This is a genomic window from Pseudidiomarina indica, assembly GCF_900104245.1.
GTDB lineage: Bacteria > Pseudomonadota > Gammaproteobacteria > Enterobacterales > Alteromonadaceae > Pseudidiomarina > Pseudidiomarina indica.
Genome location: NZ_FMXN01000009.1, coordinates 16,706 through 41,887, shown reverse-complemented (window position 1 = coordinate 41,887; position 25,182 = coordinate 16,706). Strand labels below are relative to the sequence as shown.

General features: G+C 49.9%; 19 protein-coding genes and 1 riboswitch. Of the genes, 14 read left to right on the top strand and 5 right to left on the bottom strand.

Translation table 11 applies throughout. The annotated features are described in order from the left end of the window. Position 1: 1 nt before the first annotated feature. The 4 genes from BLP64_RS08080 to hemB are packed head-to-tail and all read left to right on the top strand — an operon-like array spanning position 2 to position 4,098. Entirely contained in the window at positions 2-499 is a 498-nt protein-coding gene (locus BLP64_RS08080; protein ID WP_092593523.1) for a hypothetical protein, read from the top strand. Continuing rightward, positions 499-1,278, top strand: coding sequence for a TatD family hydrolase (locus tag BLP64_RS08075; protein ID WP_092593521.1), 780 nt, complete (start codon positions 499-501; stop codon positions 1,276-1,278). The genes BLP64_RS08080 and BLP64_RS08075 overlap by 1 nt, the downstream gene beginning before the upstream one ends. 7 nt (positions 1,279-1,285) lie before the next feature. Then, entirely contained in the window at positions 1,286-3,085 is a 1,800-nt protein-coding gene (locus tag BLP64_RS08070; RefSeq protein ID WP_092593519.1) for a sensor domain-containing diguanylate cyclase, read from the top strand. Positions 3,086-3,099: 14 nt separating this feature from the next. Then, positions 3,100-4,098: a porphobilinogen synthase gene (gene hemB / locus BLP64_RS08065; protein ID WP_092593517.1), complete on the top strand. Its 999-nt coding sequence runs from the start codon at positions 3,100-3,102 to the stop codon at positions 4,096-4,098. Between the two features lie 22 nt (positions 4,099-4,120). On the opposite strand, the gene BLP64_RS08060 is transcribed toward hemB, so the two are convergent. Beyond that, positions 4,121-5,041 carry a Ppx/GppA phosphatase family protein gene (locus tag BLP64_RS08060; RefSeq protein ID WP_092593515.1) on the bottom strand — a complete coding sequence of 307 codons (921 nt, stop codon included), beginning with the start codon at positions 5,039-5,041 and terminating at the stop codon, positions 4,121-4,123. A gap of 5 nt (positions 5,042-5,046) precedes the next feature. Beyond that, on the bottom strand, positions 5,047-6,315 hold the full coding sequence (rhlB, locus tag BLP64_RS08055; protein ID WP_092593513.1) for an ATP-dependent RNA helicase RhlB: 1,269 nt from the start codon (positions 6,313-6,315) through the stop codon (positions 5,047-5,049). Between the two features lie 88 nt (positions 6,316-6,403). Between rhlB and trxA the strand changes: the two genes are divergently transcribed. From trxA to BLP64_RS08020, 7 genes are all read left to right on the top strand, one after another. Then, positions 6,404-6,730 (top strand): thioredoxin TrxA, encoded by a 327-nt coding sequence (gene trxA, locus BLP64_RS08050; protein ID WP_092593511.1) that lies wholly within the window; start codon positions 6,404-6,406, stop codon positions 6,728-6,730. 227 nt (positions 6,731-6,957) lie between these two features. Continuing rightward, on the top strand, positions 6,958-8,223 hold the full coding sequence (gene rho, locus BLP64_RS08045) for a transcription termination factor Rho (protein WP_092593509.1): 1,266 nt from the start codon (positions 6,958-6,960) through the stop codon (positions 8,221-8,223). 78 nt (positions 8,224-8,301) lie between these two features. Further along, positions 8,302-9,768: a 4-hydroxy-3-polyprenylbenzoate decarboxylase gene (gene ubiD, locus BLP64_RS08040; RefSeq protein ID WP_092593507.1), complete on the top strand. Its 1,467-nt coding sequence runs from the start codon at positions 8,302-8,304 to the stop codon at positions 9,766-9,768. A 15-nt stretch (positions 9,769-9,783) separates the two neighbouring features. Further along, positions 9,784-10,482 carry an NAD(P)H-flavin reductase gene (fre, locus tag BLP64_RS08035; RefSeq protein WP_092593505.1) on the top strand — a complete coding sequence of 233 codons (699 nt, stop codon included), beginning with the start codon at positions 9,784-9,786 and terminating at the stop codon, positions 10,480-10,482. A 24-nt stretch (positions 10,483-10,506) separates the two neighbouring features. Further along, positions 10,507-10,626, top strand: a riboswitch (TPP riboswitch). Between the two features lie 56 nt (positions 10,627-10,682). Continuing rightward, the gene (locus BLP64_RS08030) at positions 10,683-12,755 is read left to right on the top strand and encodes a TonB-dependent receptor (RefSeq protein WP_092593503.1); all 2,073 of its coding nucleotides are present in this window, start codon (positions 10,683-10,685) and stop codon (positions 12,753-12,755) included. A 14-nt stretch (positions 12,756-12,769) separates the two neighbouring features. Further along, the gene (gene pnuC, locus BLP64_RS08025) at positions 12,770-13,336 is read left to right on the top strand and encodes a nicotinamide riboside transporter PnuC (RefSeq protein ID WP_092593500.1); all 567 of its coding nucleotides are present in this window, start codon (positions 12,770-12,772) and stop codon (positions 13,334-13,336) included. Continuing rightward, positions 13,318-14,097 (top strand): phosphotransferase, encoded by a 780-nt coding sequence (locus BLP64_RS08020; protein WP_092593498.1) that lies wholly within the window; start codon positions 13,318-13,320, stop codon positions 14,095-14,097. The genes pnuC and BLP64_RS08020 overlap by 19 nt, the downstream gene beginning before the upstream one ends. Before the next feature lie 49 nt (positions 14,098-14,146). Here BLP64_RS08020 and BLP64_RS08015 read toward each other — a convergent pair whose 3' ends face one another. From BLP64_RS08015 to trhO, 3 genes are all read right to left on the bottom strand, one after another. Continuing rightward, positions 14,147-14,344: a DUF3185 family protein gene (locus BLP64_RS08015; protein ID WP_092593496.1), complete on the bottom strand. Its 198-nt coding sequence runs from the start codon at positions 14,342-14,344 to the stop codon at positions 14,147-14,149. A gap of 134 nt (positions 14,345-14,478) precedes the next feature. Next, the gene (locus tag BLP64_RS08010; RefSeq protein ID WP_092593494.1) at positions 14,479-14,952 is read right to left on the bottom strand and encodes a Dps family protein; all 474 of its coding nucleotides are present in this window, start codon (positions 14,950-14,952) and stop codon (positions 14,479-14,481) included. Between the two features lie 80 nt (positions 14,953-15,032). Further along, positions 15,033-15,962: an oxygen-dependent tRNA uridine(34) hydroxylase TrhO gene (gene trhO / locus BLP64_RS08005; protein ID WP_092593492.1), complete on the bottom strand. Its 930-nt coding sequence runs from the start codon at positions 15,960-15,962 to the stop codon at positions 15,033-15,035. Positions 15,963-16,139: 177 nt separating this feature from the next. Between trhO and recC the strand changes: the two genes are divergently transcribed. Genes recC through recD form a run of 3 tightly spaced genes read left to right on the top strand, consistent with a single transcriptional unit; the run spans position 16,140 to position 25,155 of the window. Further along, positions 16,140-19,604, top strand: coding sequence for an exodeoxyribonuclease V subunit gamma (gene recC / locus BLP64_RS08000; RefSeq protein WP_092593490.1), 3,465 nt, complete (start codon positions 16,140-16,142; stop codon positions 19,602-19,604). Further along, positions 19,601-23,227, top strand: a complete 3,627-nt coding sequence (recB, locus tag BLP64_RS07995; RefSeq protein ID WP_092593488.1) for an exodeoxyribonuclease V subunit beta — start codon at positions 19,601-19,603, stop codon at positions 23,225-23,227. Before recC ends, recB begins: the two co-directional genes overlap by 4 nt. Next, positions 23,221-25,155: an exodeoxyribonuclease V subunit alpha gene (gene recD, locus BLP64_RS07990; RefSeq protein ID WP_092593486.1), complete on the top strand. Its 1,935-nt coding sequence runs from the start codon at positions 23,221-23,223 to the stop codon at positions 25,153-25,155. Before recB ends, recD begins: the two co-directional genes overlap by 7 nt. The last annotated feature ends 27 nt before the right edge of the window (positions 25,156-25,182 follow it).

Genomic DNA, 25,182 nt, shown 5'->3' with positions numbered 1-25,182 from the left:
TATGAAAAAGCAGTCGATGATGATCGGACTATTGCCGTTATGCATGTTGCTGAGCTCCGCCGCTAACGCACAATCTGTCGAAGAACGATTGGGTTACTGTGCCCAGATTAAAAACCCATTGGAACGGTTAGTGTGTTTTGATGATCTTGCTGCCGGCAAAGCCATTGCCTACAAGGGGCCGGCACCTAGCGCCACCGCTCCAGCAGCAACCGGAACCTCAACCCCAGTTGCGGAGTTTGGTCGTGAGCACCTTGCGAATGCAGATGATAAAGAGACGGGCCCAAGTAAAGTAGCCATTACTGTGGTGCGTTACTCAAAAGATATGCGTGGCTTGCTACAAATTGAAACCAATGATGGTCAAGTGTGGCAACAGACCAGCAGCGAAGCTTTCCCATTTGACCCGAAAGCGAGTTACTTTATTGAACGCGGTGCGCTCAGTTCCTACTACTTGGGGCGAACTGACCTCAATGCGCGTACGCGGGTACGCCGTATCCAGTAATGCGCTGGTTTGATGGTGGTGTCAATTTAACCAACTCGAGGCTCTCGCACGATGTTGCGGGAGTTTTACAGCGCGCTCAAGCAGTTGGCGTTGAGCGACTGCTGGTGATTGGCACCAACCTTGCTGAAAGTGCACAAGCCCTTGCTTTGTGCGAGCAATTTCCCGAGCAATTGGTGGCCACGGTTGGCATTCATCCTCATGATGCTGCGGCAGCGCCAGCTGATTTTATTGAACAACTGCAGCAGCTCGCTGCTCATCCCAGCGTGGTTGCCATTGGCGAATGTGGGTTGGACTTTAATCGTAACTATTCGCCTCCAGAGGTTCAATTGGCGGTGTTTGAAGCACAGCTCAAGTTAGCTGCAACACTGCAACTTCCTGTCTATCTACATGAGCGAGATGCTCATCAAGCACAGTGTGAATTACTCGAACGACACCGCGCTTCGATTCCTAAAATGCTGACTCACTGTTTTACCGGTGGAAAAAAAGAGCTTGCACGTTACCTCGAACTTGGTTGTTATATAGGTATTACCGGTTGGGTGTGTGATGAACGCCGCGGACAAGCGTTACAGCAAGCAGTGATTGATATTCCAGACAATCGGTTGCTCGTAGAAACGGATGCCCCTTATCTCACTCCGCGTACTGTGCGCCCACGTCCAGCCTTCAATGAGCCGTGTTTTTTGCCAGCGGTGGGTACTGTTTTAGCCCAACTACGACAGCAAACGGTGGCAGAGGTTGCTGCCACAACATGGCAGAATAGTTTGGAGTTTTTCTCGTTATAGAGGCGTTATGTCCAATCATGCATACCGTTGGGTAGGTTGGTTGTTATTACTGATCTGTTGGGGTTCAGTGATGACTGCTGCCCGAGCCAACGTGGTGACGCCAACCATTTATTATCAGTCCACTGCAGCCGAGCAAACGCTTGCTGAGCTGATTGCATCACCCGCCGAACGCTGGCAGGAAATTCCCGCAGGAGAAGCGGTTCAATTTGGCTACACCCAGAATACCTACTGGTTTCATGTGCAAGCACCTGCCGCAAATCATGACCGTATTCTGTATTTGGGCTATCCCTTATTAGACAGCATTGATGTTTATTTTGTGCAAAAAGGCGAGCTATTAAATTATTCCCATCTGGGTGATCAGCAACCTTTTTATGCGCGCCCCATTCACAATAAAAACTTTATTGTGGCCGTGCCGACCCATGCTGAGCACGATATTTACTTACGCGTGCGAACGGAAAGCTCGTTACGCTTCCCGATAGAGCTATGGGAGCCAGTCGCGTTTATGCAAGCCTATCAAAATCAGGTGGTTGCCACCGGTTTGTATTTTGGTTTATTGGCCTGCATGGCAATGTATAACCTATTTTACTTTTTAGTCACCCGAGAAGTTAATTTCCTTAATTACTCCATCTATACCGTTCTCATTGGGTTGTTAATTGCTGGACTGGATGGGCTCGGTTACCAATATGTGTGGCCCAATTCGGTGTGGTTGCAGGATCGAATTGTGACCATGATCGGGGCTGCCATGATGCTTTTTGCGACCTTGGTCAGTACCGGCATTCTGCAAACTAAAACACAAAGCCCCCGAATTCATACTTGGCTACGATTGTTCATGTGGATTTATGCCATCACCTTTGTGTTGAGCATATTTGTCCCTTACGGCACCTTAATTCCGTTTGTGTTATTCGTGGCTGTCATCGGCTCCTTATACATGTTGGCCTGTGGCATTGTGCTGTGGCATAAGGGGTTGATCTACGCCCGTATTTATACCCTGGCACTGAGTGCGCTGCTGGCCACCATTTGTATTAATGCGTTGGGATATTTAGGCCTGTTTGAATCGGTGTTTGTACAGCGGTATGCCATTATGGCGGCGTCTGCCTTTGAAGTTCTATTGTTATCCTGGGTTCTTGCCATCCGGTTTAATGACAGCCGTAAGCAGCAACTGAAGTTACAAGAAACGCTGAATTATCAATTGGAAGATATGGTGGCTCAACGCACTGAAGAGCTTGAACGGGTCATGGTGCGGTTGCAGCGAGCAAACCAAGAGTTGGAGCAGCGCAGCAATGAAGATGGGTTAACGGGGCTCTACAACCGTCGTTATTTAAATCAAGAATTTAAGCGTGAGTTCCGCCGTTGTGTGCGAAACGGTTCGGTATTGACGGTCATGATGCTCGATATTGACCATTTCAAAGCCTTGAATGACCGCTATGGGCACTTATTAGGCGATCAGGTATTAATTGAGCTGGCCCATATTCTCAAGCGTAATTTACGCCGTGCCAGCGATACGCTTTATCGGTACGGTGGTGAAGAGTTTACTATTTTATTGCCCGATACCGATAAAGTTGGTGCACGGGAACTGGCGTATCAAATTGCCACTGCGGTGCGGGAGCATGAGTTTGATACCGATCATGGTCCGTTAAAGATAACCGTGAGTATTGGTGTTGCGGTTGCTGCGGCGGGCGATTATGATCAACCCACGCAATTACTTGCAGTAGCTGATGAAGCACTGTATCGAGCTAAAGCGGCGGGGCGCGATCAAATTCGGATCATCGCCGAACCTGAGCCTCCCGCAACAAGCCCCTCTGAATAATCGAAGGACATTTTATGCAGCATGTCAGTCAATTCCCGTATCGTCGTTTACGTCGTGTACGTCGCCATGAATTTAGCCGCCGGTTAGTGGCAGAGAATCAATTGAGTCCGGCTGATTTGATTTATCCAATGTTTGTGCTGCCGGGCGAAGGGCAGCGTGAGCAAGTGCCCTCCATGCCGGGGGTTGAGCGCTTATCCATTGATTTACTCGTAGCCGAGTGTCAAACCATTGCCGCCTTAGGAATCCCCGCCGTCGCGTTGTTCCCAGTGACTCCTGCAGCAGACAAGTCATTAACGGCCGAAGCAGCGTGGGATGACAACGGCTTGGCGCAACGGGCCGTGCGTGCCATTAAAGCGGCCTTGCCTGACTTAGGCGTGATTACTGACGTCGCCTTGGACCCGTTCACCACCCATGGTCAGGATGGCATTATTGATGAACAGGGCTATGTGCAAAATGATATCACCACCGAAGCCCTTGTCCGCCAAGCGCTCTCTCATGCGCGTGCGGGAGCAGATATTGTTGCACCGTCCGACATGATGGATGGTCGGGTGGGAGCTATTCGCGAAGCGTTAGAAGAGCATGGGTTTGTGAACGTCCAAATTATGGCGTATTCAGCCAAATATGCGTCGGCCTTCTATGGCCCATTCCGGGACGCGGTCGGTTCGGCAGGAAACCTTAAAGGTGGGGATAAAAAAACCTATCAAATGGATCCTGCAAACCTGAATGAAGCCTTACATGAAGTCGCGATGGATATCGACGAAGGGGCAGACATGGTGATGGTGAAGCCTGGCATGCCGTACCTAGACGTGGTACGTCGGGTGAAAGATACCTTCCAGATTCCGACCTTTGCCTATCAAGTCAGCGGTGAATACGCCATGATTCAAGCAGCAATCGCCAATGGCTGGTTAAGCGAAGCGGTGATTATGGAATCCTTGTTAGGCTTTAAGCGAGCGGGAGCCGATGGCATCTTAACCTACTTTGCCAAATACGCCGCGCAGCAAATGCAAGGCTAATCGCGGCCGTTAGTTAACTAGGTTAAGCAGATTGCGATTGGGCGAGCACGGTAGCGAGCAAGCCCTCTCGCAACGCCCCTGCGGAAATCTCAATTTCTGGAATTTCCAGACCTTCGACTAACGCCAGCAAAATACACAAGCCCCCCATAAAGACCGCTTGTCGGTCACGCCGAATCCCCAACTTATTCAATTCGTCGATATGGCCTAAACGACAGGTCGCTTGCAATACGTCATGCAACCAAGACCGAGTCATCGGTTGATCCGGATCGCGGCTGCGCATGTCGTACAGGGTTCGGAAAATACCCGAGGTGCCACAAACGCGCTGTGTGGACGTTTGAATAAAGGGCGCTGCATGAGGTTTGAGCTCAGCCAAGGCGGCGTCAATCGCTTGCTGACAGGCTTCGGGCCGAATGATTTGGTCACCAAAATAACGTGTTTGCCAGGTGACGCAGCCCATATCTAAACTGACAAGATGTTCGGGTGTGGGGCCTTTTCCTAGGATAATTTCAGTACTGGCACCGCCAATATCAAGCACGAGCACAGGCTGTTTTGTATGTTGCAGATGCTGTGTGGCGCCTTGATAAATGAGCCGAGCTTCATCTTCACCCGAAATAATTTCAATGGGGTGCTGCAAGGCTTCTTCAAACACACGTAGCAGTTCATTCTTATTGGCTGCTTTACGTAGGGTTGCAGTGGCCACACAGCGGATGCGGTGGGAAGGAATATCTTGCAGCAATCGAGCAAAGCTGGTGAGGCACTCACGACCTCGCTGAAGGGCGGTATCACTCACGACGAATTGTTGATCAAATCCATCGGCGAGGCGTACTTTTTGCCGATAGCGACCCAAGACACGGTAGTGCCCGTCACGCGTCACCGTTGCAATAATTAAATGGAAACTATTGGAACCTATATCAATGGCGGCGAAGCGTGTGTCTTGGGTCATAAGGATTACCTCGTTGGTTTTCGCTGACCACCACGGCGCGCTGCTGGGGTGTTATTACCCCGCCGCCCCCCGCGAGAACGTCGTTGATACGCGGGCGCTTTGAGGTCACTCAACAATGCCGTTGGATCATATTTGGTGACTGGAATGCTATGTCCTATGTATTCTTCAATTGCCGGTAAATTATAGACATATTCTTCGCAGGCCAAGTTAATGGCTTTACCACTGGCGCCGGCACGACCGGTTCGACCAATGCGGTGAACGTAATCTTCAAAATCATCCGGCAGGTCATAGTTATACACGTGACTGACTTCTGGAATATGAAGCCCTCGGGCGGCCACATCGGTCGCGACCAGAAAATCGAGCTCACCGTTAGTGAATTGCTCGAGAATTTTCAAGCGCTTGCGCTGCGGAACATCACCGGTCAACAAACCAGCGCGGTGATTATCTGCTTCTAACCATTGAAAGACTTTTTCACAGGTATGTTTGGTGTTGGCAAAAATAATCGCTTTATCAGGCCAGTCTTCTTCAATAAGAGTCAGCAATAACTTCATTTTATCCTGCTTGGAAGGATAAAAGAGTTCTTCAGAAATACGTTCCCCAGTTTTTTGCAGCGGTTCGACTTCCACTTTGGTGGGGGAATTCATGTGTTCGTATGCTAATTCCTGCACGCGTTGTGACAAGGTTGCTGAGAACAATAAACTTTGCCGTTCACCGGGAGGCGGCATTTTGTGGAACATATAGCGGATATCTTTGATAAAGCCTAAGTCAAACATGCGATCCGCTTCATCAAGTACCACGGTTTGGATTTTATCGAGTTGATAAATGCCTTGCTTATAATAGTCAATCAAGCGGCCCGTGGTGCCAATTAAAATATCGACCCCTTGTTCCAGTTGTTGCCGTTGGGAATCGTACCCTTCGCCCCCATAAACAATACCAAGACGCATGTCACAGTGTTTCGCTAAGGGTTCAGCGTCGTGAGCAATTTGAATCGCAAGCTCACGCGTCGGCGCCATAATAATGGCCCGAGGGTAACGTTGTTCACCGGTTCGCGGACGATTCAACAAGGTGGTAAACGTAGCGACTAAAAACGCCAAAGTTTTGCCGGTGCCTGTTTGTGCTTGTCCAGCAACGTCTTTTCCGATTAACGCAATCGGTAAGCTCAATGCTTGAATCGGTGTACAATATTCAAATCCAGCACTTTCCAGTGCGGACAATACCTGCGGGTGCAGGTCGAGATCGGCGAAGCGTGTCTCTGTTAAGTGTGTTTTACTCATGGCGTAAGCATATCAGTTTGCGCTAACATTCAAAAACAGAAATAATAGGGTTTTATTATTTCACGCGTATTCAGCAGCGGAGATTATCATGAGTGACAAAATTGTTCAGCTAACTGATGAAAGTTTTGAGAGCGATGTTCTCAATTCAGAGAAACCAGTGTTGGTAGATTTTTGGGCCGAATGGTGTGGGCCATGTAAAATGATTGCCCCCATCTTGGACGACATTGCCAACGAATATGGGGATCGTCTTACTGTCGGTAAACTGAACGTCGACCACAACAATCAAACACCACCTAAGTACAACATTCGTGGCATTCCAACGCTGTTAATGTTCAAAAACGGTGAATTAGTGGGAACCAAAGTAGGTGCATTATCAAAAACTCAGTTAGCTGAGTTTATTGATCAATATCTCTAAGCGCCTCGATGAATTAGCAGGTTGTTGAAGCTGATCTTCAGCAACCTTTGCTAAGCTTTCACAGAATTTATGCTGAAAAACTGGACGTTTTTCGTTTAAAGTGTTACTTTTCTTAGCGTAACTTTTCTTCAGGATACCAGCCTTCCGGTAACCATGTAGTCAATCCGACTGATTTTAAACGAATTATTGTAACTATTTCCATTGGCCAAAAAAGTCATAACCCCCCTATGAATCTAACAGAATTAAAAAATACACCAGTCAACGAGCTTGTTCAGCTTGCAGATAAGATGGGCCTTGAGTCCATGGCGCGGATGCGTAAACAAGATATTATTTTCGCTATTTTAAAAGCTCACGCGAAAAGTGGCGAAGATATTTACGGCGATGGCGTGCTCGAGATTTTACAAGATGGCTTCGGCTTCTTGCGGTCTGCTGACTCGTCTTACCTAGCTGGTCCTGATGATATTTACGTATCACCCAGTCAAATACGTCGTTTTAACTTGCGTACCGGGGATACGGTATCTGGCAAAATTCGCCCCCCTAAAGAAGGCGAACGTTATTTTGCCCTGCTAAAAATCCGCGAAGTTAACTACGATAAACCTGAAAACTCACGCAATAAAATCCTCTTCGAAAACCTCACCCCGATTCACGCTGATGAACGTATGCGCATGGAGCGCGGTAATGGCTCGACAGAAGACATTACAGCTCGTGTGCTTGACTTGGCATCACCGATTGGAAAAGGGCAGCGAGGCTTGATTGTGGCGCCCCCTAAGGCAGGTAAAACCTTACTGTTGCAGAACATTGCCCAGTCCATTGCCGCCAACCATCCAGAATGTGTGCTGATGGTGCTATTAATTGATGAGCGGCCAGAAGAAGTAACCGAGATGCAACGCTTGGTTAAAGGTGAAGTGGTTGCATCAACCTTTGATGAACCTGCAAGCCGTCACGTCCAAGTTGCCGAAATGGTGATCGAAAAAGCCAAGCGCTTAGTCGAACATAAAAAAGATGTGGTGATTTTGCTCGACTCAATCACGCGTTTAGCACGGGCTTATAACACCGTGATTCCAAGCTCCGGTAAAGTATTGACCGGGGGTGTGGATGCGAACGCCTTGCATAAACCAAAGCGCTTCTTTGGGGCGGCTCGAAATGTGGAAGAAGGCGGCAGTTTAACCATTATCGCCACCGCATTGATTGATACCGGCTCGAAAATGGATGAAGTCATCTACGAAGAGTTTAAAGGAACCGGTAACATGGAATTACACCTGAACCGGAAGATTGCTGAAAAACGCGTGTTCCCTGCCATTGACTATAATCGTTCAGGAACGCGTCGCGAAGAGCTGTTGACCACTCAGGATGAGCTACAGAAAATGTGGATTCTGCGCAAAATTGTTCATCCAATGGGCGAAACAGAAGCGATGGAATTCCTGATTGATAAACTACAAATGACCAAAACCAACGATGAGTTCTTTGAAGCGATGAAACGCCAAAAGAGCTAATCAGTGGCACGCTGTTTGAGAGTCAGCATAAGGTGCTGCCCTCAAACAGCTCGGGTGAGTCATAGAGCGAGAATTTCAGTGAAATATCAAGATTTGCGCGATTTCATCGCCCAGCTAGAAGCCCGTGGCGAGTTAAAACGCATCCAACAAGAAATCGATCCCTACCTTGAAATGACCGAAATCGCCGACCGCACGCTAAAAGCGAACGGGCCGGCGTTGTTGTTTGAAAACGTCAAAGGTCACGATATTCCCGTATTAGCTAACCTTTTTGGAACGCCCGAGCGGGTCGCTTTAGGCATGGGACAGGAATCGGTTCATGCGCTACGCGATGTCGGGAAGCTGCTGGCATTTTTGAAAGAGCCAGAGCCGCCGAAAGGGTTTCGTGATGCTTTACAAATGCTCCCGCTCTATAAAAAAGTGCTGAGCATGGCGCCCAAAGTGTTGAAAAAGGCCCCTTGCCAAGAAGTTGTTTTTACCGGGGATGAGGTTGATTTAACCAAACTTCCGATTCAGCATTGCTGGCCGGGTGACGTGGCGCCACTGGTCACTTGGGGCTTAACCATCACCCGCGGCCCTCACAAAGAGCGGCAGAACCTAGGGATTTATCGGCAGCAATTGCTGGGCCCCAATAAATTAATTATGCGCTGGCTGTCCCATCGTGGTGGTGCGCTCGATTTCCATGAGTGGAAACGGCAAAATCCTGGCCAAAATTTCCCTGTTTCGGTTGCCTTAGGTGCCGATCCAGCCACTATTTTAGGGGCTGTAACCCCAGTGCCGGATACCTTGTCAGAATATGCCTTTGCCGGTTTATTGCGCGGCGGGCGAACGGAAGTTGTTTCCTGCATCAGTAATGATTTGCAGGTTCCCGCTTACGCTGAAATCGTGTTGGAAGGCTACATTGCACCGGATGAACTGGCGCCAGAAGGCCCTTATGGCGATCACACGGGTTACTATAACGAAGTGGACGAGTTCCCCGTATTCACCGTTACCCACGTGACCATGCGCCGTCAGCCAATCTATCACAGCACATATACCGGACGTCCGCCGGATGAGCCTGCGGTGCTTGGCGTGGCGCTGAATGAAGTATTTGTGCCGTTATTGCAGAAGCAGTTTCCAGAAATTACTGATTTTTATCTGCCGCCAGAAGGGTGCTCTTATCGCGTTGCTGTGGTGACCATCAAAAAGCAATATGCCGGCCATGCGAAGCGCGTGATGATGGGCGTGTGGAGCTTCCTGCGTCAATTCATGTACACCAAATTTGTGATTGTGTGCGATGACGACGTGAACGCGCGGGACTGGAAAGATGTGATTTGGGCGATGACCACGCGGATGGACCCTGCTCGGGACACAGTATTGATTGAAAATACCCCCATCGATTATTTGGATTTTGCCTCACCTGTATCGGGGCTCGGCTCCAAAATGGGAATGGATGCCACCAATAAATGGCCCGGCGAAACCGATCGTGAATGGGGTGTTCCCATTGTGATGGATGAAGCAGTCAAGCAACGTATCGATGCCTTGTGGGACGAACTTGATATTATTTAAGGAAGTAGTGCAGTGATGAAACAATTCGTGTGTCAGGTGACGACCCTCGAAGCATTAACGGCAGCGGTTTACCGAGTCGTGTTAACCTTGCCAGAGCCAATCGAATTCTTGGCTGGTCAATATATTCAAGTGGTGATGGGGGAGCAGGACAAACGAGCATTCTCGATCGCTTCATGCCCATCACGCACAACAACCCTCGAGTTGCATATTGGAGCGACAGCTGAGAACCCTTATGCCATGGAAGTCATCACGAAAATGCGCGAAGAGGGCACTGTTACAATTGAAGCGCCACTCGGGAGTGCATGGCTGCGTGATGATAGTGAGCGCCCACTTATACTGATTGCTGGGGGCACAGGGTTTTCCTATACCTGGTCAATTTTACAGGCCCATTTGCGGAGCTCATCAATGCGCCCGGTGACCTTGTACTGGGGGGCACGGCAGCCACAAGACCTCTATTTGGATGAGCAATTGCGCGAGTTGGCAGCCACGCAAGAACGATTCCATTATCGACCTGTGGTAGAGCAGGTTCCAGCAGTATGGGATGGCGCTCAAGGGCTGGTTCATGAGGCGGTGATGGCAGAGCAGGAAGCACTCGATAAAGCTGATATTTATGTCGCTGGCCGTTTTGAAATGGTGCGCGTCATTCGGGATGCATTTCAAACGCGCGGATTGCCGAGCGACCAGCTTTACGGCGATGCACTAGCATTTATCTAATTAGCTTTGTTATACTGATTAAGCACGAATACCAAGGGGTGCCTGATAATTCATTCGTTGAATTGTTGGCTGAGATACACATTGTGTGAACCCTTTGCACCTGATCCGGTTAATACTGGCGTAGGGATGGTAGCTTCAATACTCCATTAAAAAAACCTGCCCGACCGGATTGTTTCTGAATTGCTGTGAGGAAATAATCCATGTTATCACCTGTTTTATTCGTATTAGCATCGCTTGCTACCGAAGAATCCGTTGAACGCATTACTGTTCAAGGCCAATACCGCGCAACTTACGTCAATGAAGCACCCACCAGTGTTTCGGTGATGACGCGCGATGCAATTGATGAGCGCCATGGCACTCATATGGAAGAAGTGCTCAACCGTATTCCCAACTTGAACTTTTCGAGCGGCAGCTCACGGGCCCGATTTATCCAAATTCGGGGAGTGGGAGAACGCAGTCAATTTGTTGACCCTATCAATCCATCCGTCGGGATTCTGATGGATGGCATTAACTACAGTGGCTTAGGTCAAGCCGCCCAGCTATTTGATATCAGCCAAGTCGAGGTCTACCGTGGCCCCCAAAGCGGTCGCTTTGGTGCCGATGGCATGGCGGGCATGGTGGTCCTTGATAGTACTCTGCCGGATTCTGAGTTTCATGGCCACTGGCAGTTGGGAGTTGCCAACTATGGGGGCGTTGAAGGTGGTTTGGCAGTGGGTGGGCGCGCTGGAGCGTTAGGCCGAGTGCGCTTGAGTATTTATCAGCAAGCCGATGATGGCTTTATCGAGAACACCTATTTGCAGCGCGATGATACACAATCGCGGAATGAGCGGACGGCGCGACTGAATGTTTGGAGTGACTTGGGGTCAGCGTGGCAGTTACGCAGCACCGCTCACTTATACCGCCAAGATAATGGCTATGACGCATTTTCATTGGACAATACTCGCCACACGCTATCGGATGAGCCGGGCGAAGATGATGCCACCATTAAAGCGGCACGCTTTGCGCTCACCTACAGCGGTGCCGACAGCTATGTGGCCGAGTTCAGCTACAGTGTGCTGAGTGCGGACACCCTTTACCACTTTGACGAGGATTGGACTTATGTGGGGATTGCCCCAGGTTGGGAATATTCGTCGCGCGATGCGTACTGGCGTGATCGCACGGATCACAGCCTTGAAGCACGTTGGTTAAGCAATCGTCCGCTGGACTTATTTGGCGTTACGACCGACTGGGTGGTGGGGTGGTATGGGCTCCAACGTGATGAGCAGTTACGTCGGCAGTTTATGAATTGGGATACCGGCAATGATGATTGGTTTATCAGTGACTACGAGAGTCAACGGCAAGCATTGTATGGCGAACTCACCCAATATTTAGCGACCGCGTGGCAGCTCACCTCAGGCATTCGTTTAGAGCGTTATCGCAATGATTATTTGGATAGCAATAACATTGCTGTGCAGCCTCGCGACACCATGTTAGGAGGCCGTTTAAGCCTAAGTTATTTTCCTGCAGATGGTCAATTAGCCTATCTTACCTGGTCGCGTGGCTATAAAACTGGTGGCGTGAATGCAGAAGCCTTAGGGAAAGCCCAAGATAATCCTGAACTGGAAGATTACTTGTTACAGCGGGCGAGCTTTGCGCCAGAATATTTAACCAGTGTGGAAGTCGGTTATAAGTATCTCAACGCGGATGAGACCCTGGGCCTTAATCTCGCCTTATTCACTCAAACCCGTGATGATGTGCAGCTCAAAAGCTGGGTGAACCGGGCGCAGACCTTCATTGGTTATATTGAGAATGCTGCGGCCGGTAAAACGCGGGGCCTTGAGGCAGATATCCGGTGGCAATGGACCCCGCAACTGGCGTGGTTTGGTCACCTTGGGTTACTCGATAGCGAGATTGAAGGGTTTGTGACCGAAGATGGCCTCGATATGGAAGGCCGAGATCAAGCTCATGCGCCTCGTTATCAAGCGAATACCGGTATCCATTGGCAACTCAGCGATACCGTGCAGGCAACGGTGCAAGTGGATAGTAAAGATCGTTTTTACTTTTCTGACTCCCATAACGCACGCAGTGATCGTCATACGTTATTGCATGCCAGCGTACGTTGGCAATTAGAGGATTGGCGGATCACCTTGTGGGCACGCAATATCACGGACCAAGACTACGCGACTCGTGGGTTTTATTTTGGCAATGATCCACGGGATGGATACGAGCCAAACACTTACGTGCAGTTAGGCGAACCGCGGCGTTTTGGCATCACCTTTAACTACGCGATGTAAGCGTGGGAGTTTTCATGGAAACAGTGGCCATCGCGTTTGCCCTGGTTTATTTATGGCTTGCTGCCCGTCAATCAGTCTGGTGCTGGTTGGCGGGGGCGGTAAGCTGCGCCATTTACACCTACTTGATGTTTAACGTGCAGTTGTATATGGAAGCATTGTTGCAACTGGTGTACGTGGGAATGGCCGCTTATGGTTGGTGGCAATGGCAGCTTGGGGCCGCACGAGAGGATGCCAGTACAAGGACGGACTATTCGTGGCAATGGCATGCGGGCAGCATTATTATTTTAGCGCTGATTGCCAGTGGTTGTGCCTGGATGTTATCGGCCTATACCGATGCCGATCAAGTTTGGCTCGATAGTTTTACCACCGTGTATAGTTTGTTTGCAACTTGGTTGCTCACTCGCAAATTGTTCTCAACTTGGTTATATTGGCTGGTCATAGATAGCGTTTACATTTACTTGTATTTCATCAAAGGATTTGAGAAAACAAGTGGCCTGTTTGCTCTCTATGTGATGTTAGTTGTGTATGCGATGTGGAACTGGCAGCGAGGTAAAAAGGACTTATGCAGCAGCACTGGCTAGTAAATTTGCCGATCCAAGGTGTGCTCCAAACGGAGCCACTGTTACGAGGCGTGTCGAATGATGTGTATAAGATCACCACAGCAGAGGGTGTTTATGTACTCAAACATTTCCGTTTCGACCACCCTTATGGACTGAACCGTGATCAGGAAGTCGAGGTGCAGAAAACCCTCGCTCATGTCGGAATAGCGCCAGAAATACTCCATTATGACCCAATTCAAGGGTTGCTATTGCAACCCTACATTGATTGCCCTGACTTAGCTCAGGACGCCTCCCCAATGCCATATAAAATTCAACGATTAGGCGAAATTTGTGCCCATATACATCGGCTCCAAGTGGACGTTCCAGTGTGGTCGTTGCGTGGTCGGGTGCAACGATATTGTGAGCATTTAGCCAGCTTTGACAGCGAGCGCGCGCACCATTTTCAAAAGCGGGTGCAACAACATCGGAAACTACTCGATAGCTTTGCCAATAATCCTGTTTTTTGTCACAACGACTTAGCCTTCCACCATGTCTATTTAACTGAACCACCCCTCGTGATTGACTGGGAATACGCTGGGCTCGGTGAGCGTTACTTTGAGTTGGCAAATTGTATTCATGTGAATCAATTCAGTGACAGCGAGCAACAAGCGTTTATTCATGCTTATGAAGGGGCGTCGGGTGAGCGTGTCGATTGGAATTATTTAGAGCGTTGGCTCGATTTGGCGGATGTGATCAGTCAGCTTTGGTACGAACTACACCATCGGTTGCAACAACCTTCTTGATAAAAAAACAGCGAGTCATAAGCTCGCTGTTTTCCGTAACATTCTAGGTTTACTTTCCTCGTAAGACCCCATAAAGACCAACCACGACAGCAATGGCTCCCCCAATTAAGTACCACATTGCGTTATCAGTGGTTTCGCCTGTAAGCGCTTTGCTGGCTTCAGAGGCAACCGAGTTATACGCTTCCCAGCCGAAATACAGCAAAATAACACCGACAACGAGTAGAACAATTCCGAGCATCTTGTTCATAGAATGATTCCTTTTATTTGGTTGATGTTAGGAACTTCAATTTCAGCATAGCAAAGATACGAAAAGATGCACATGGAAATAAAAAAAAGCCAAGACAATGACTGCCTTGGCTTTTTTCAATGGAAGGGGAGCAATTAACCGAGGTATGCGGTCAACATCCAAGATGTTTTTTCTTGCTCTTTAATGTAATCACTCATCAATGACGCGGTACCTTCATCGTCCGCTTCATTGGCTGCTGCTAGAATTTCGCGTTGCAGCTGAATAATAATGCGATAGCCATCTAAAATTTCGCGCACACAGGCTTTGCCGTCGTGAATATCTTTGGTTTCTTGAATTTGGCTTGCCTTAATGTACGTTGAGTAGGCATGCATTGGGCGCTGCCCTAAGGTTAAAATCCGCTCAGCGATTTCATCAACTTTTACTAATAAGTCATTGTAGGTTTCTTCGAATTTCGCGTGCAGTTCAAAAAAGGACTCTCCTTTAATGTTCCAGTGAAAACCACGAACATTCATATACATGACTTGGTAATTCGCGAGCAGTTCATTGAGGCGCTCGGCAAGCTGCTTGGCAGGTTGCTGTTCAATACCAATTACGTTCAACTGCTTCATGTTTAGCTCCTTGTTTAGGACAATATTGCTTAATTTAACTATCGGATAGTATAGCCTATTTCACGCCGATTAAGGCATCGTTACATCCGATTGAGCTGTTCGACTTTTCCATCGCGAATGTGAGCTTCACCGCGTTCTTTGGCCAACTGGATTTGCTTTTCACGCTCGGCAAAACGTGCTTTTTGTTCTGCGCTGGTGCGATCATGGCAATGTGGACAGCTGACCCCTTTCACATAGTGTTCGGATTCTTTCTCAGCTTCGGTAATAGGCATGCGGCATGCATAGCACTGGTCATATTCACCTTGCACTAAGCCATGGCGGACTGTCACCCGCTGATCGAACACAAAACATTCGCCTTCCCAGGTGGTTTCTTCTTCAGGCACTTCCTCAAGATACTTCAGAATGCCACCCTTCAGATGGTAGACCTCTTCAAAGCCCAAAGATTTCACGTAAGCAGTCGATTTTTCACAACGAATGCCGCCGGTACAGAACATGGCCACTTTCTTGTGCTTTTTCGGGTCGAGGTTTTTCTGAATATAATCGGGAAACTCGCGAAATGATTCCGTATTCGGGTTAATTGCACCGGCAAATGTTCCCACGGCGTATTCATAGGCATTGCGGGTGTCAATTAAGATCACCTCAGGGTCACGAATTAAATCGTTCCAATCTTTTGGATCAACGTAGGTGCCGACAATATTTTTAGGATCGACCCAATCCACGCCCATGGTGACGATTTCTTTTTTAAGCTTCACTTTCGTGCGGTAGAAAGCTTGTTTCTCACTGGGCGATTCTTTGTGCTCAATATCAGCGAATTCAGGGCGATTGCGAATGAACTGGAGGACCGCGTCGATGCCTGCACGGGTACCGCAAATGGTTCCATTGATTCCTTCACGGGCTAACAACAAAGTGCCTTTCACCTCGTTGTCGATCATGGATTGATACAGGGGTTCCCGAAAGGCTTTGAAATCATTGAATTCAACAAATTTATAGAGAGCAGCACAAATGTACATGTTAGGTTCCTTGAGTTTGGCGAATCGGATCGTAAATCCGAGGTCAAATTGAGATCCTCAATTTTACCAGATAGTGACAGGATGATCAGCCCTTTTCAGAGGATTTAAACGGGCGATTCAGTAGCCTTAGCAGGCTGATTTGGTTAGGATAAAACGAGTCGATACAGGGGAAGTGTTATGAATCAACTGGCGCTGGGGTTTATCGTTGCCCATAGTCATCGGTTACAGGATCTTACGGACTTAGTGGTTGCTATCCATCAGCGGTACCCACTGGAAGTATTTGAACAGGAAGCAATTCTGGTGCAGTCAAATGGCATTGCCCAGTGGCTGAAGCATCATCTGGCTCGTGACTTGGGAATAGCGGCAATGCTGGATGTCACGCTGCCGGCCCGTTTCCAATGGCGTGCTTATCGGGCCGTGTTGGGTCAAGAACTCCCCCGCGAATCTCCATTTGATAAAAGCTCGTTGGTTTGGCGCATCATGCGGGTGTTGCCACAGCATTTGGCCGCTCCTGAGTTTAGCGAGCTGCGCCGTTATATGGCGGACGATGACGACCAGCGAAAACTATTCCAACTAAGTGAACGCTTGGCGGATCTCTATGACCAGTATCAAGTGTATCGTGCCGATTGGCTCAACGATTGGGCAGCTGGAAAGTCTCCTGAGGTGCCGGCCGAACAGGCTTGGCAGCCGATTTTATGGCGCGCCTTACTAGCGGACGTGGGCGACTCCCAATGGAACAACCGAGCGTTTATTCATCAACAGTTTTTGGCGGCCTGTGAACAGCTCACGCCTCAACAGCGACCACGGGATATCCCAGCGCGCGTGGTGGTGTTTGGAATTTCCAGCTTACCCCGACAAATGCTTGAAATTTTACAAGCGCTTAGTCGGATTTGTCAGGTGGTGTTATGCGTCCATAACCCCTGTCAGTATCACTGGGCCGATATTATCGATGGAAAAGATATCTATAGCAGTGAAGTGAAGTCGCGTCTGGCACGCCGGCGGCCGGGGCCAGTGCCGTTGGAGCAACTGCACGAGTACAGCCATCCGTTACTGGCATCCTGGGGGAAACAAGGGCGAGATTATGTGCGGTTGCTGGATCAGTTTGATGCCACCGAACATTTACGCGAGGCATTGCCACAGCTCAAGCTCGAAATGTTTGATGAACAGCTGCCAGCACAACCGACCATTTTGGATGCCTTACGCTCTGATATTCTGCATTTAAACTCCCCCGGTGAGGCGCAGCAACGCTGGGCGCAGCAGGGTGTTGACGATCGCGCCATCCAGTTTCATTGCGCTCATAGTCCGCAGCGTGAAGTGGAAGTCTTGCACGATCAATTGCTGGCGCGGTTTGCGGCAGATCCGACGCTAAAACCGCGTGATGTGATGGTCATGGTGCCGGATATTGATCGCTATGCACCGCACATTGACGCGGTGTTTGGTCGTTATGAAATGGATGATAAACGACGGATTCCTTATAGCATTGCTGACCAGCAAGCACGTCACCATCAGCCGCTGCTAATTGCCTTAGAATATATTTTGGCCATCCACCAGCAACGAGCGCAAGCGAGTGAACTGTTTGATTTACTCCAAGTTCCTGCCATTCAGCAACGCTTTGGGATTCACCCTGAACAACTGCCAGCCTTCCAACAATGGTTGGTAACGGCGGGGATTCGTTGGGGGCTTGATAGCCAACATCGTGAGCAATTGCAGTTGCCTGCTAACGAGCAAAATACCTGGTTGTTTGGGCTACAACGAATGCTCATGGGGTATGCGGTGGGTGACGTCGACCCGAACGAGTTTGGCTGGGGAGATATTGAACCACTGGCTGACGTGGGAGGGCTGAGCGCTGAAATTGTGGGGGCAGTGACACAATTTATTGAGGTGATTCGCGGTCATTTCCAGCATGGGCATCAGCCACGCACGGCATTGGCGTGGGGCAGTTATTTGCATGACCTGCTCAAGCAGTTATTTAGCCCATCGGATGATGCTGACGTGGTACTTTTGAACCGTTTGAATCAGCGGTTGCAGCAGTGGCTGGAAGCGATTCAAGGGGCATCACCAGACCAAGAGCTGACGTTAGCCGTGGTGCGAGAAAGTTGGTTGAGTCGCATGGACGAGTCCTCGTTGAGCCAGCGCTTTTTAGCCGGGCGCGTCAATTTTGCGACGTTAATGCCCATGCGCGCGATTCCGTTCCGATGTGTTTGTATTTTAGGCATGAACGACGGTGATTACCCGCGCTCACAGAAGCCTTATGATTTTGACTTAATGGCAAATTCGTATCGTCCGGGTGACCGCTCGCGCCGCGATGACGACCGTTATTTATTTTTAGAAGCGGTGCTATCGGCTCAAGAATTTCTGTATATCAGCTGGCAAGGGCGCAGTATTCGCGATAATAGTGAAAAACCACCCTCCGTTTTAGTGAGTCAGTTGTTGGAGCATCTTCAGCAAGTATATGGGGAGCGCCAAGATGGAACCGCTTGGGTGATGGAGCATAAATTACAGCCATTTCACCGGGATTATTTCCATCAGGCACAGCCTCATCCTGCACAGCTCTTTACTTATGCGCAAGAATGGCAAACCATTCATACGGCTGATTTACCGGCGACCTCAGAGCATCAGCAACTAGCGCCTTGGCTCCCTGAAGCCCCACTGACAGTGCAGCAACTGGTTCACTTTTTGCGAGAACCAGCCCGATTATTTACTCAGTTACGGTTAGACACCTATTTGGTGGAGCACGCCTTAACCATGGAAGATGATGAGGCGTTCGTCCTCAACGGGTTGGAAATGTGGCAGGTGACGAATACCTTGCTGATGGAACAATTGGCATTGCTGCGGCAAGGGGGTGATGACCAACAACTGCAGCAAGTGATTGAGCAACACCTTGTGCGTAGTCAACGCGCTGGCCAATTGCCGTTGGGAGCAGCGGGGCAAGAAGTCAAAGGGGAACTGTTGGAGCGGCTAGCAGCACACCGAGAAGCCCTCACTCCTTGGCTTGACGACTATCCACAGGTGCTCCCAATTCAATCAATCCTTTATTCAAGCCCTACGGGGTTAAGTGTCACGGCTGTTTTCCCGCATTGTTTTGAAAATTTAGCGGGCGAACGCTTAGCGTTACGGCTCACACCTTCGGTGGTGGTGGATCACCGTCGAAGCGGGCATCGCCCGCGTGCACAGCATGCGGTGATGTTGTGGGTAGAACACTTATTGCTGAATACTCAATCGCCCACCCGCAGTGTTTTGCTGGGACAAGAAGGGGAGCTGAAGCTGTCGCCATTAACAGCGACGAGCGCACAGGAATTACTAGAAACCATGTTGCAGTGGTTGGTACGCGGGCTGCAACAACCGTTGCCACTCGAACTCCATACTGCCATGGAGGGCATTGCCCAGCACCATGATGATTGGCAACACGCGTTCCAACAGGGTGGGGTGGAGGCGGTGCACGAAGCCGCACGGGAGTTTTATGAGCAATCAACGTTTCAACGTCGGGCGCGAGTGCTTGATGCTGTTTATGCGGGGCGTTATTTCCCCAACTATGCCGCGTTAACCGACTCTGGGCTATTCAGTCAATTAGTAACCGCTCTGTATGAACCAATGATGGCCCATTTGTACTCCGCCGAAGGTGTTCAGGAGGAAGCCCAATGACGTCTCAAGTGACTGTTAATCAACTCGATGCGTTAACCTTTCCGTTGCACGGCAGTCGATTAATTGAAGCCAGTGCCGGAACGGGGAAAACTTATACCATCGCAGCCCTCTATGTGCGGTTAGTCCTTGGTCATGATTGCGAGCGTCCCTATACTCCTGAAGAAATTCTGGTGGTGACCTTTACCGAAGCGGCAACAGAAGAGCTGAGAACTCGGATCCGCACGAACTTGAGTGAAACGGCGGCATTTTTCCGCGATGAAATTCAATTAGATGATCCCTTTTTAATGAGTTTGAAAAGCCAGTACTCTGCGGCTGAATTGACGGCACAAGCGCGCCATTTGGAGTTTGCCTCCCAAGCGATGGATGAAGCAGCTGTGCATACCATTCATGGTTGGTGTAACCGTATGCTGCGTGAACATGCGTTTGCCAGCGGTGGGCTTTTTACCCAGGCCTTGAACACCGACGTTCAAGAGCTTTGGCTGCAAGTGGCACGAGACTATTGGCGTACCTTTGTGAGCCCCTTATCGGTGGCTGAACTGCCCCAATACCGCATGATTACGAAGGTATTCGAAAGCCCGGAACAGCTGCTGCGTAAGGCGCGCCCTCTGTTGCATCGTGTGTCTGACAGTGTTTTGCCAGAGCCTGCAGAGGTGGTGAGTGAGCGCTTACAACAAGAGCGGGATTTGCTGGCACGCTGCCAGCAGCAGCCTTGGTTACAGTGGATTGATGAAGCAGAACAAACGTTAGCGGGGCTGCGGCAACAGAAATTAGTAAATGGGAACAAGCTCAGAGCCGCCTCCGTCGATAAATGGATGAGCCAATTACGCACTTGGGCCAGTGAGCTTAATCAGCCGCATGCAGCGTTTATTCCCACGTTAGATCCCACCTCCGGTTGGGAAAAACTAACCCCCGCTGGATTACAAGAGTGCTTGAAAGTTGAGCTGCCGGAGTGTGAGTTATGGCCACAATTAGCCCAATTACAGGCTGCCGTGAACGCACTGCCAGAGCCTTCCTCTGCACTTTTGAGTCATGCCGGAGCCTGGTTGCTGCAACGATTTCAAACGGTGCAGCGACAGCGTGCTGAAATGGGCTTTGATGACATGCTCTCACGATTGCAACACGCGCTGTTAGGGGATGCTGGCCCGAGCTTAGCGGCGATGATTCGGACCCAATTCCCGATTGCGATGGTGGACGAGTTTCAGGATACTGACCCGACCCAATACGCTATTTTTGATCGAATTTATCACATTGCCCAACCCCATGCGGGTACTGGCATTTTCTTAATTGGTGACCCCAAGCAAGCCATTTATTCGTTCCGTCATGCCGATATTTATACCTATCTAAAAGCACGTGAGGCGACTCAAGGGCGGCATTACACCTTGGCGACCAACTATCGGTCGACGGAGGGCATGGTCAATGCAACCAATGCCTTGTTTATGGGGGCGCAAACCAGCCGACGTGGGCCGTTTTGTTTTGCCAACTTAACCACTGGCGATGACCCACTCCCATTTATTCCGGTGCAAGCCAATGGGTTAAAAAAAGCATTTACGGTGGCAGGTGAAACCCCTCCTGCCTTGCAGTTTGATTGCTTGAGCACCGAGAAGCTTAGTCAGAGTGAGTATCATGAGCTGTTGGCCAACTGGCATGCGCAGACTATCGCAGAGTTACTGAATAGTCCCAACGCAGGCTTTTCATCCGAAGAAGGGTTTGACCCACTACAGCCCGGCCATATTGCCGTCTTGGTGAATAACCGTCATGAAGCGAAAGTAATCCGCGAGGCATTGCGGCGGCGACACATTCAAAGTGTATATCTTTCTGACCGCGATTCGGTGTTTCAAAGTCCATTAGCGCCTGAGTTGCTGCGGGTATTGCAAGCTTGTGCGCAACCGCGAGACCCACGCTTGCTTCGCGCCGCGCTAGTGGGAGGCTTGTTTGATTTAACTGTCACGCAAATCGATCAAATCTTAACGGATGAGCTGCAATGGGATGCATTTGCTGAACAGTTTCATGGCTATCACGAGCGTTGGCAGCGGCATGGGGTGCTCGCCACCATTCAAAAAGTCCTTCACGATTACAATATTCCCGCCCGTTTGCTGGGGCAGCAGGATGGTGAGCGTTTACTAACCGATGTGTTGCATATGGCTGAGCTATTGCAACAGCACGCTGCCATTACTGAGGGCATGGTCGGTGTGCTACGTTATTTGGCGGAGCATATTGAAGAAGCCAGCCAAGGGCGCGCGACGGATGCGGGCGAGCAGCAGGTTCGGCTTGAAAGCGATGATCAACTGGTGCAAGTCATTACCATTCATAAATCAAAAGGGTTGCAATATCCCCTCGTATTCCTGCCCTTTGTTGCAACAACGAAGGCGAAACATCTACGGTTTAGCTATCCAGCTCGTTATCACGATGACAGCGGTGCGTTACAAATCGCATTTCAAGATGACGATGAGGCCATCAATGAGCAACTGGATTTAGAGCGCTTGCAAGAGGACATTCGGAAACTCTATGTGGCAGTGACGCGCGCGCAATACATGACCTTTATTGGGCTGGCGCCTTATCGCACCTTTGCAGATACTGCCTTGCATTATATTTTGAGTGCTGCGGGCCCCATTGATTTCGCGAACTGGCAGCCACCTGAGCATAGTGCGCGGGTTGATATCACGGAATCGATTGGGGTGACTGAGTATCAACCACCTGTTGCCAATGTTAGCGCGGTCACGCATTGCGAAATGCCCGCAGGCCATGAGTTTGAATGGTGGTGGGTGGCCAGTTACAGTGCGTTAAAATACGGCGATTGGGTTGCACCTGATGATACCGATAGTCAGAACGCGCTTGAGGAGCAATTCGACTCTTTACCCGAGCTCGAACAAGTGCCTGCTCCCCAAACCATTCATAGTTTCCCCAAGGGACCAGATGCCGGAACCTATCTTCATAACCTACTGGAGGAAGCGGCTGAAATTGGCTTTCAACCACTGGCGCAAGATGACGCAATGCGAGCCCAGTTTATTGCTGACCGCACCCAGTTAGAGCCGTGGCTCTCCCAGCAGCAGGTGCTGGATGACTGGCTAAGTCAGATGCTCACGCAGCAATTGCCATTGCCCGAGGCATCGGTGAGTTTAGCGCAATTAACCCATTATCACGCCGAGCCGGAATTTTGGTTCCCCGTGCGCACCTTGGATGCCCAGCACATGGACCAACTGGTTTGTCGCAATGTGCTCCCTGAGTATGGGCGGCCCAGTGTGTTACCCACGCGTTTGCACGGCATGTTGAAAGGATTTATCGATTTAGTGTTTGAACATAACGGGAAGTATTACGTTGTCGACTATAAATCGAATTATATTGGGCCCACTGAAGCAGCCTATTCCGAAGCCGCCATGCGCGATAAAATTTTAAGTAGCCGCTATGACTTACAATATGTGATCTACTTAGTGGCCCTGCATAAATTACTGCGCTTACGGCTGGGCGACAGCTACGATTATGATTCGCATGTTGGGGGCGCGGCTTATTTATTCTTACGGGGCATTCATAGTGATAGCGCAGGAGTATTCTTCGACCGTCCACCACGGGCGTTAATCGAGCAGCTGGCAGAACTATTTACCGCAACGGAGGGCGTCGAATGTTAGCACAGCTACAATTATGGCATCAGCACGGTTGGATCCGAGCGATTGATTACAGCCTTGCGCAACAATTTGTACGCCAATTGGGTGCCGGGCATGAAGCAATGGCGGTGTTAGCTGCGTTAGTGAGTCATCAATTAGGGCTGGGACATCCCTGTTTAGACTTGCAACAGTTGTATGAGAATCCCGCACAAACCTTGGCATTGCCGCCTGAATTTGCCAGTGCCGAGAGCCTTCAACAATGTGTGCATCCAAATGCGTTATTGCAGCATCTCCCTGACTTGGCCACGCTTCCTGCGTGCCTTGCGATGTTGACGAACAGCCCAGCATTAGAGGGAGCCAATAGCCCCTTGGTCGTGCAGCAACAACGGCTATATTTACGCCGTTATTATACGTATGAGCGGTGCATTATTGAGGATCTGGAAGCACGGATGGCGCGGCAGCCGCAGGTGGATACACGGCAGTTAAAGTCGGTGTTGGATGAGCTATTTGGTGCCTCAGATAAATTGAGTTGGCAGCGGATGGCATGCGCCATGGCCATGCGCAGTGCGTTTACGATTGTCACAGGGGGCCCGGGTACGGGGAAAACCTATACCGTGGTTCGGTTATTGGCAACGTTACAAAAATTACGCGAGCAAGCCGCACCATTACGGATTAAATTAGCTGCCCCAACGGGGAAAGCGGCGGCTCGCATGGCTGAGTCCATTGGGCGTGAATTAGGTGACGTGCCTGGCATTGATGAGATTAAACAGGATATTCCGACCACAGCGACCACCCTCCACCGCTTATTAGGGGCATTGCCAAACTCGCGCGGTTTTCGTCACCATGCACGGAATCCGTTACTCGCGGACGTGGTGATTATTGACGAAGCGTCCATGATCGATATCGAAATGATGGCAGCCGTGGTAGCGGCACTTCCCCAACATGCACGGCTGATTCTATTGGGGGATAAAGATCAGTTGGCTTCGGTCGAAGCGGGCGCCGTGCTAGGCCAATTGTGTTGGGGGGCAGAGCATGGCCACTATACCCCTGACTTAGCCGAATGGTTATCCGCCACCAGTTCTGTGCCTATCCCCGCAGATAAAATTGATGCAGAGGGACAGCGCTGGCCTTATTTACAACACACCACCATGTTCCACGAGAGTCGCCGATTCGATGCGGAGCGAGGCATTGGCAAATTGGCTGATGAAGTGAATGCTCAGCGGCTCACTTGGTTACGTGAATGGGTTTACCGCAGTGACGAAATTGCTGCGCAGCAGCCTGAGTTTGACAATATTCGGCTGTTGCAGGTGCGTCAGCCTCATGATCATGCCATTCAACAGCTGATTCAGAAGGGGTATCAGCCGTATCTGGAGTTATTAAAGCAGCCACCGCCAGCGCATGATTTGGCGGCGGCCGATGCTTGGGCCGGCCAAATTCTAAACCAGCTTGAACAGTTCCAAGTGCTGACAGCGATTCGTCAGGGTGATTGGGGCATGCATGAATTTAACCGTCGTGTTAGCTATTGGTTATTCGGCGACGCAGCCAGCGTGCAGAATTGGTATCAAGGCCGAGCTGTTATGGTGACGCAAAACGATTACAGCCTTAACCTACGAAATGGTGATATTGGGGTGGTGTTGCAACGAGGTCCTGATGAACCGCTTCGGGTTGCGTTTCCTACCGCCGAGGGCGGTATCCGCTGGATTTTACCCAGCCGCTTAACCCAAGTAGATACCGCATTCACCATGACCATTCATAAATCGCAGGGGTCTGAGTTCAACCATACGGTGATGGTACTGCCGCAACATGATGTGCCAATTCTGACCAAGGAGCTTTTATATACCGGTATCACACGAGCTAAAGAGCAGCTGACGGTGGTAACAGCATCACCTAAGTTAATGTTGAGTGCGGTAGAACGCCGCATTGAGCGAAGTGGTGGCCTGACGCGCTATTGATTAATTTTTATACTTGCAGCCCCTTCG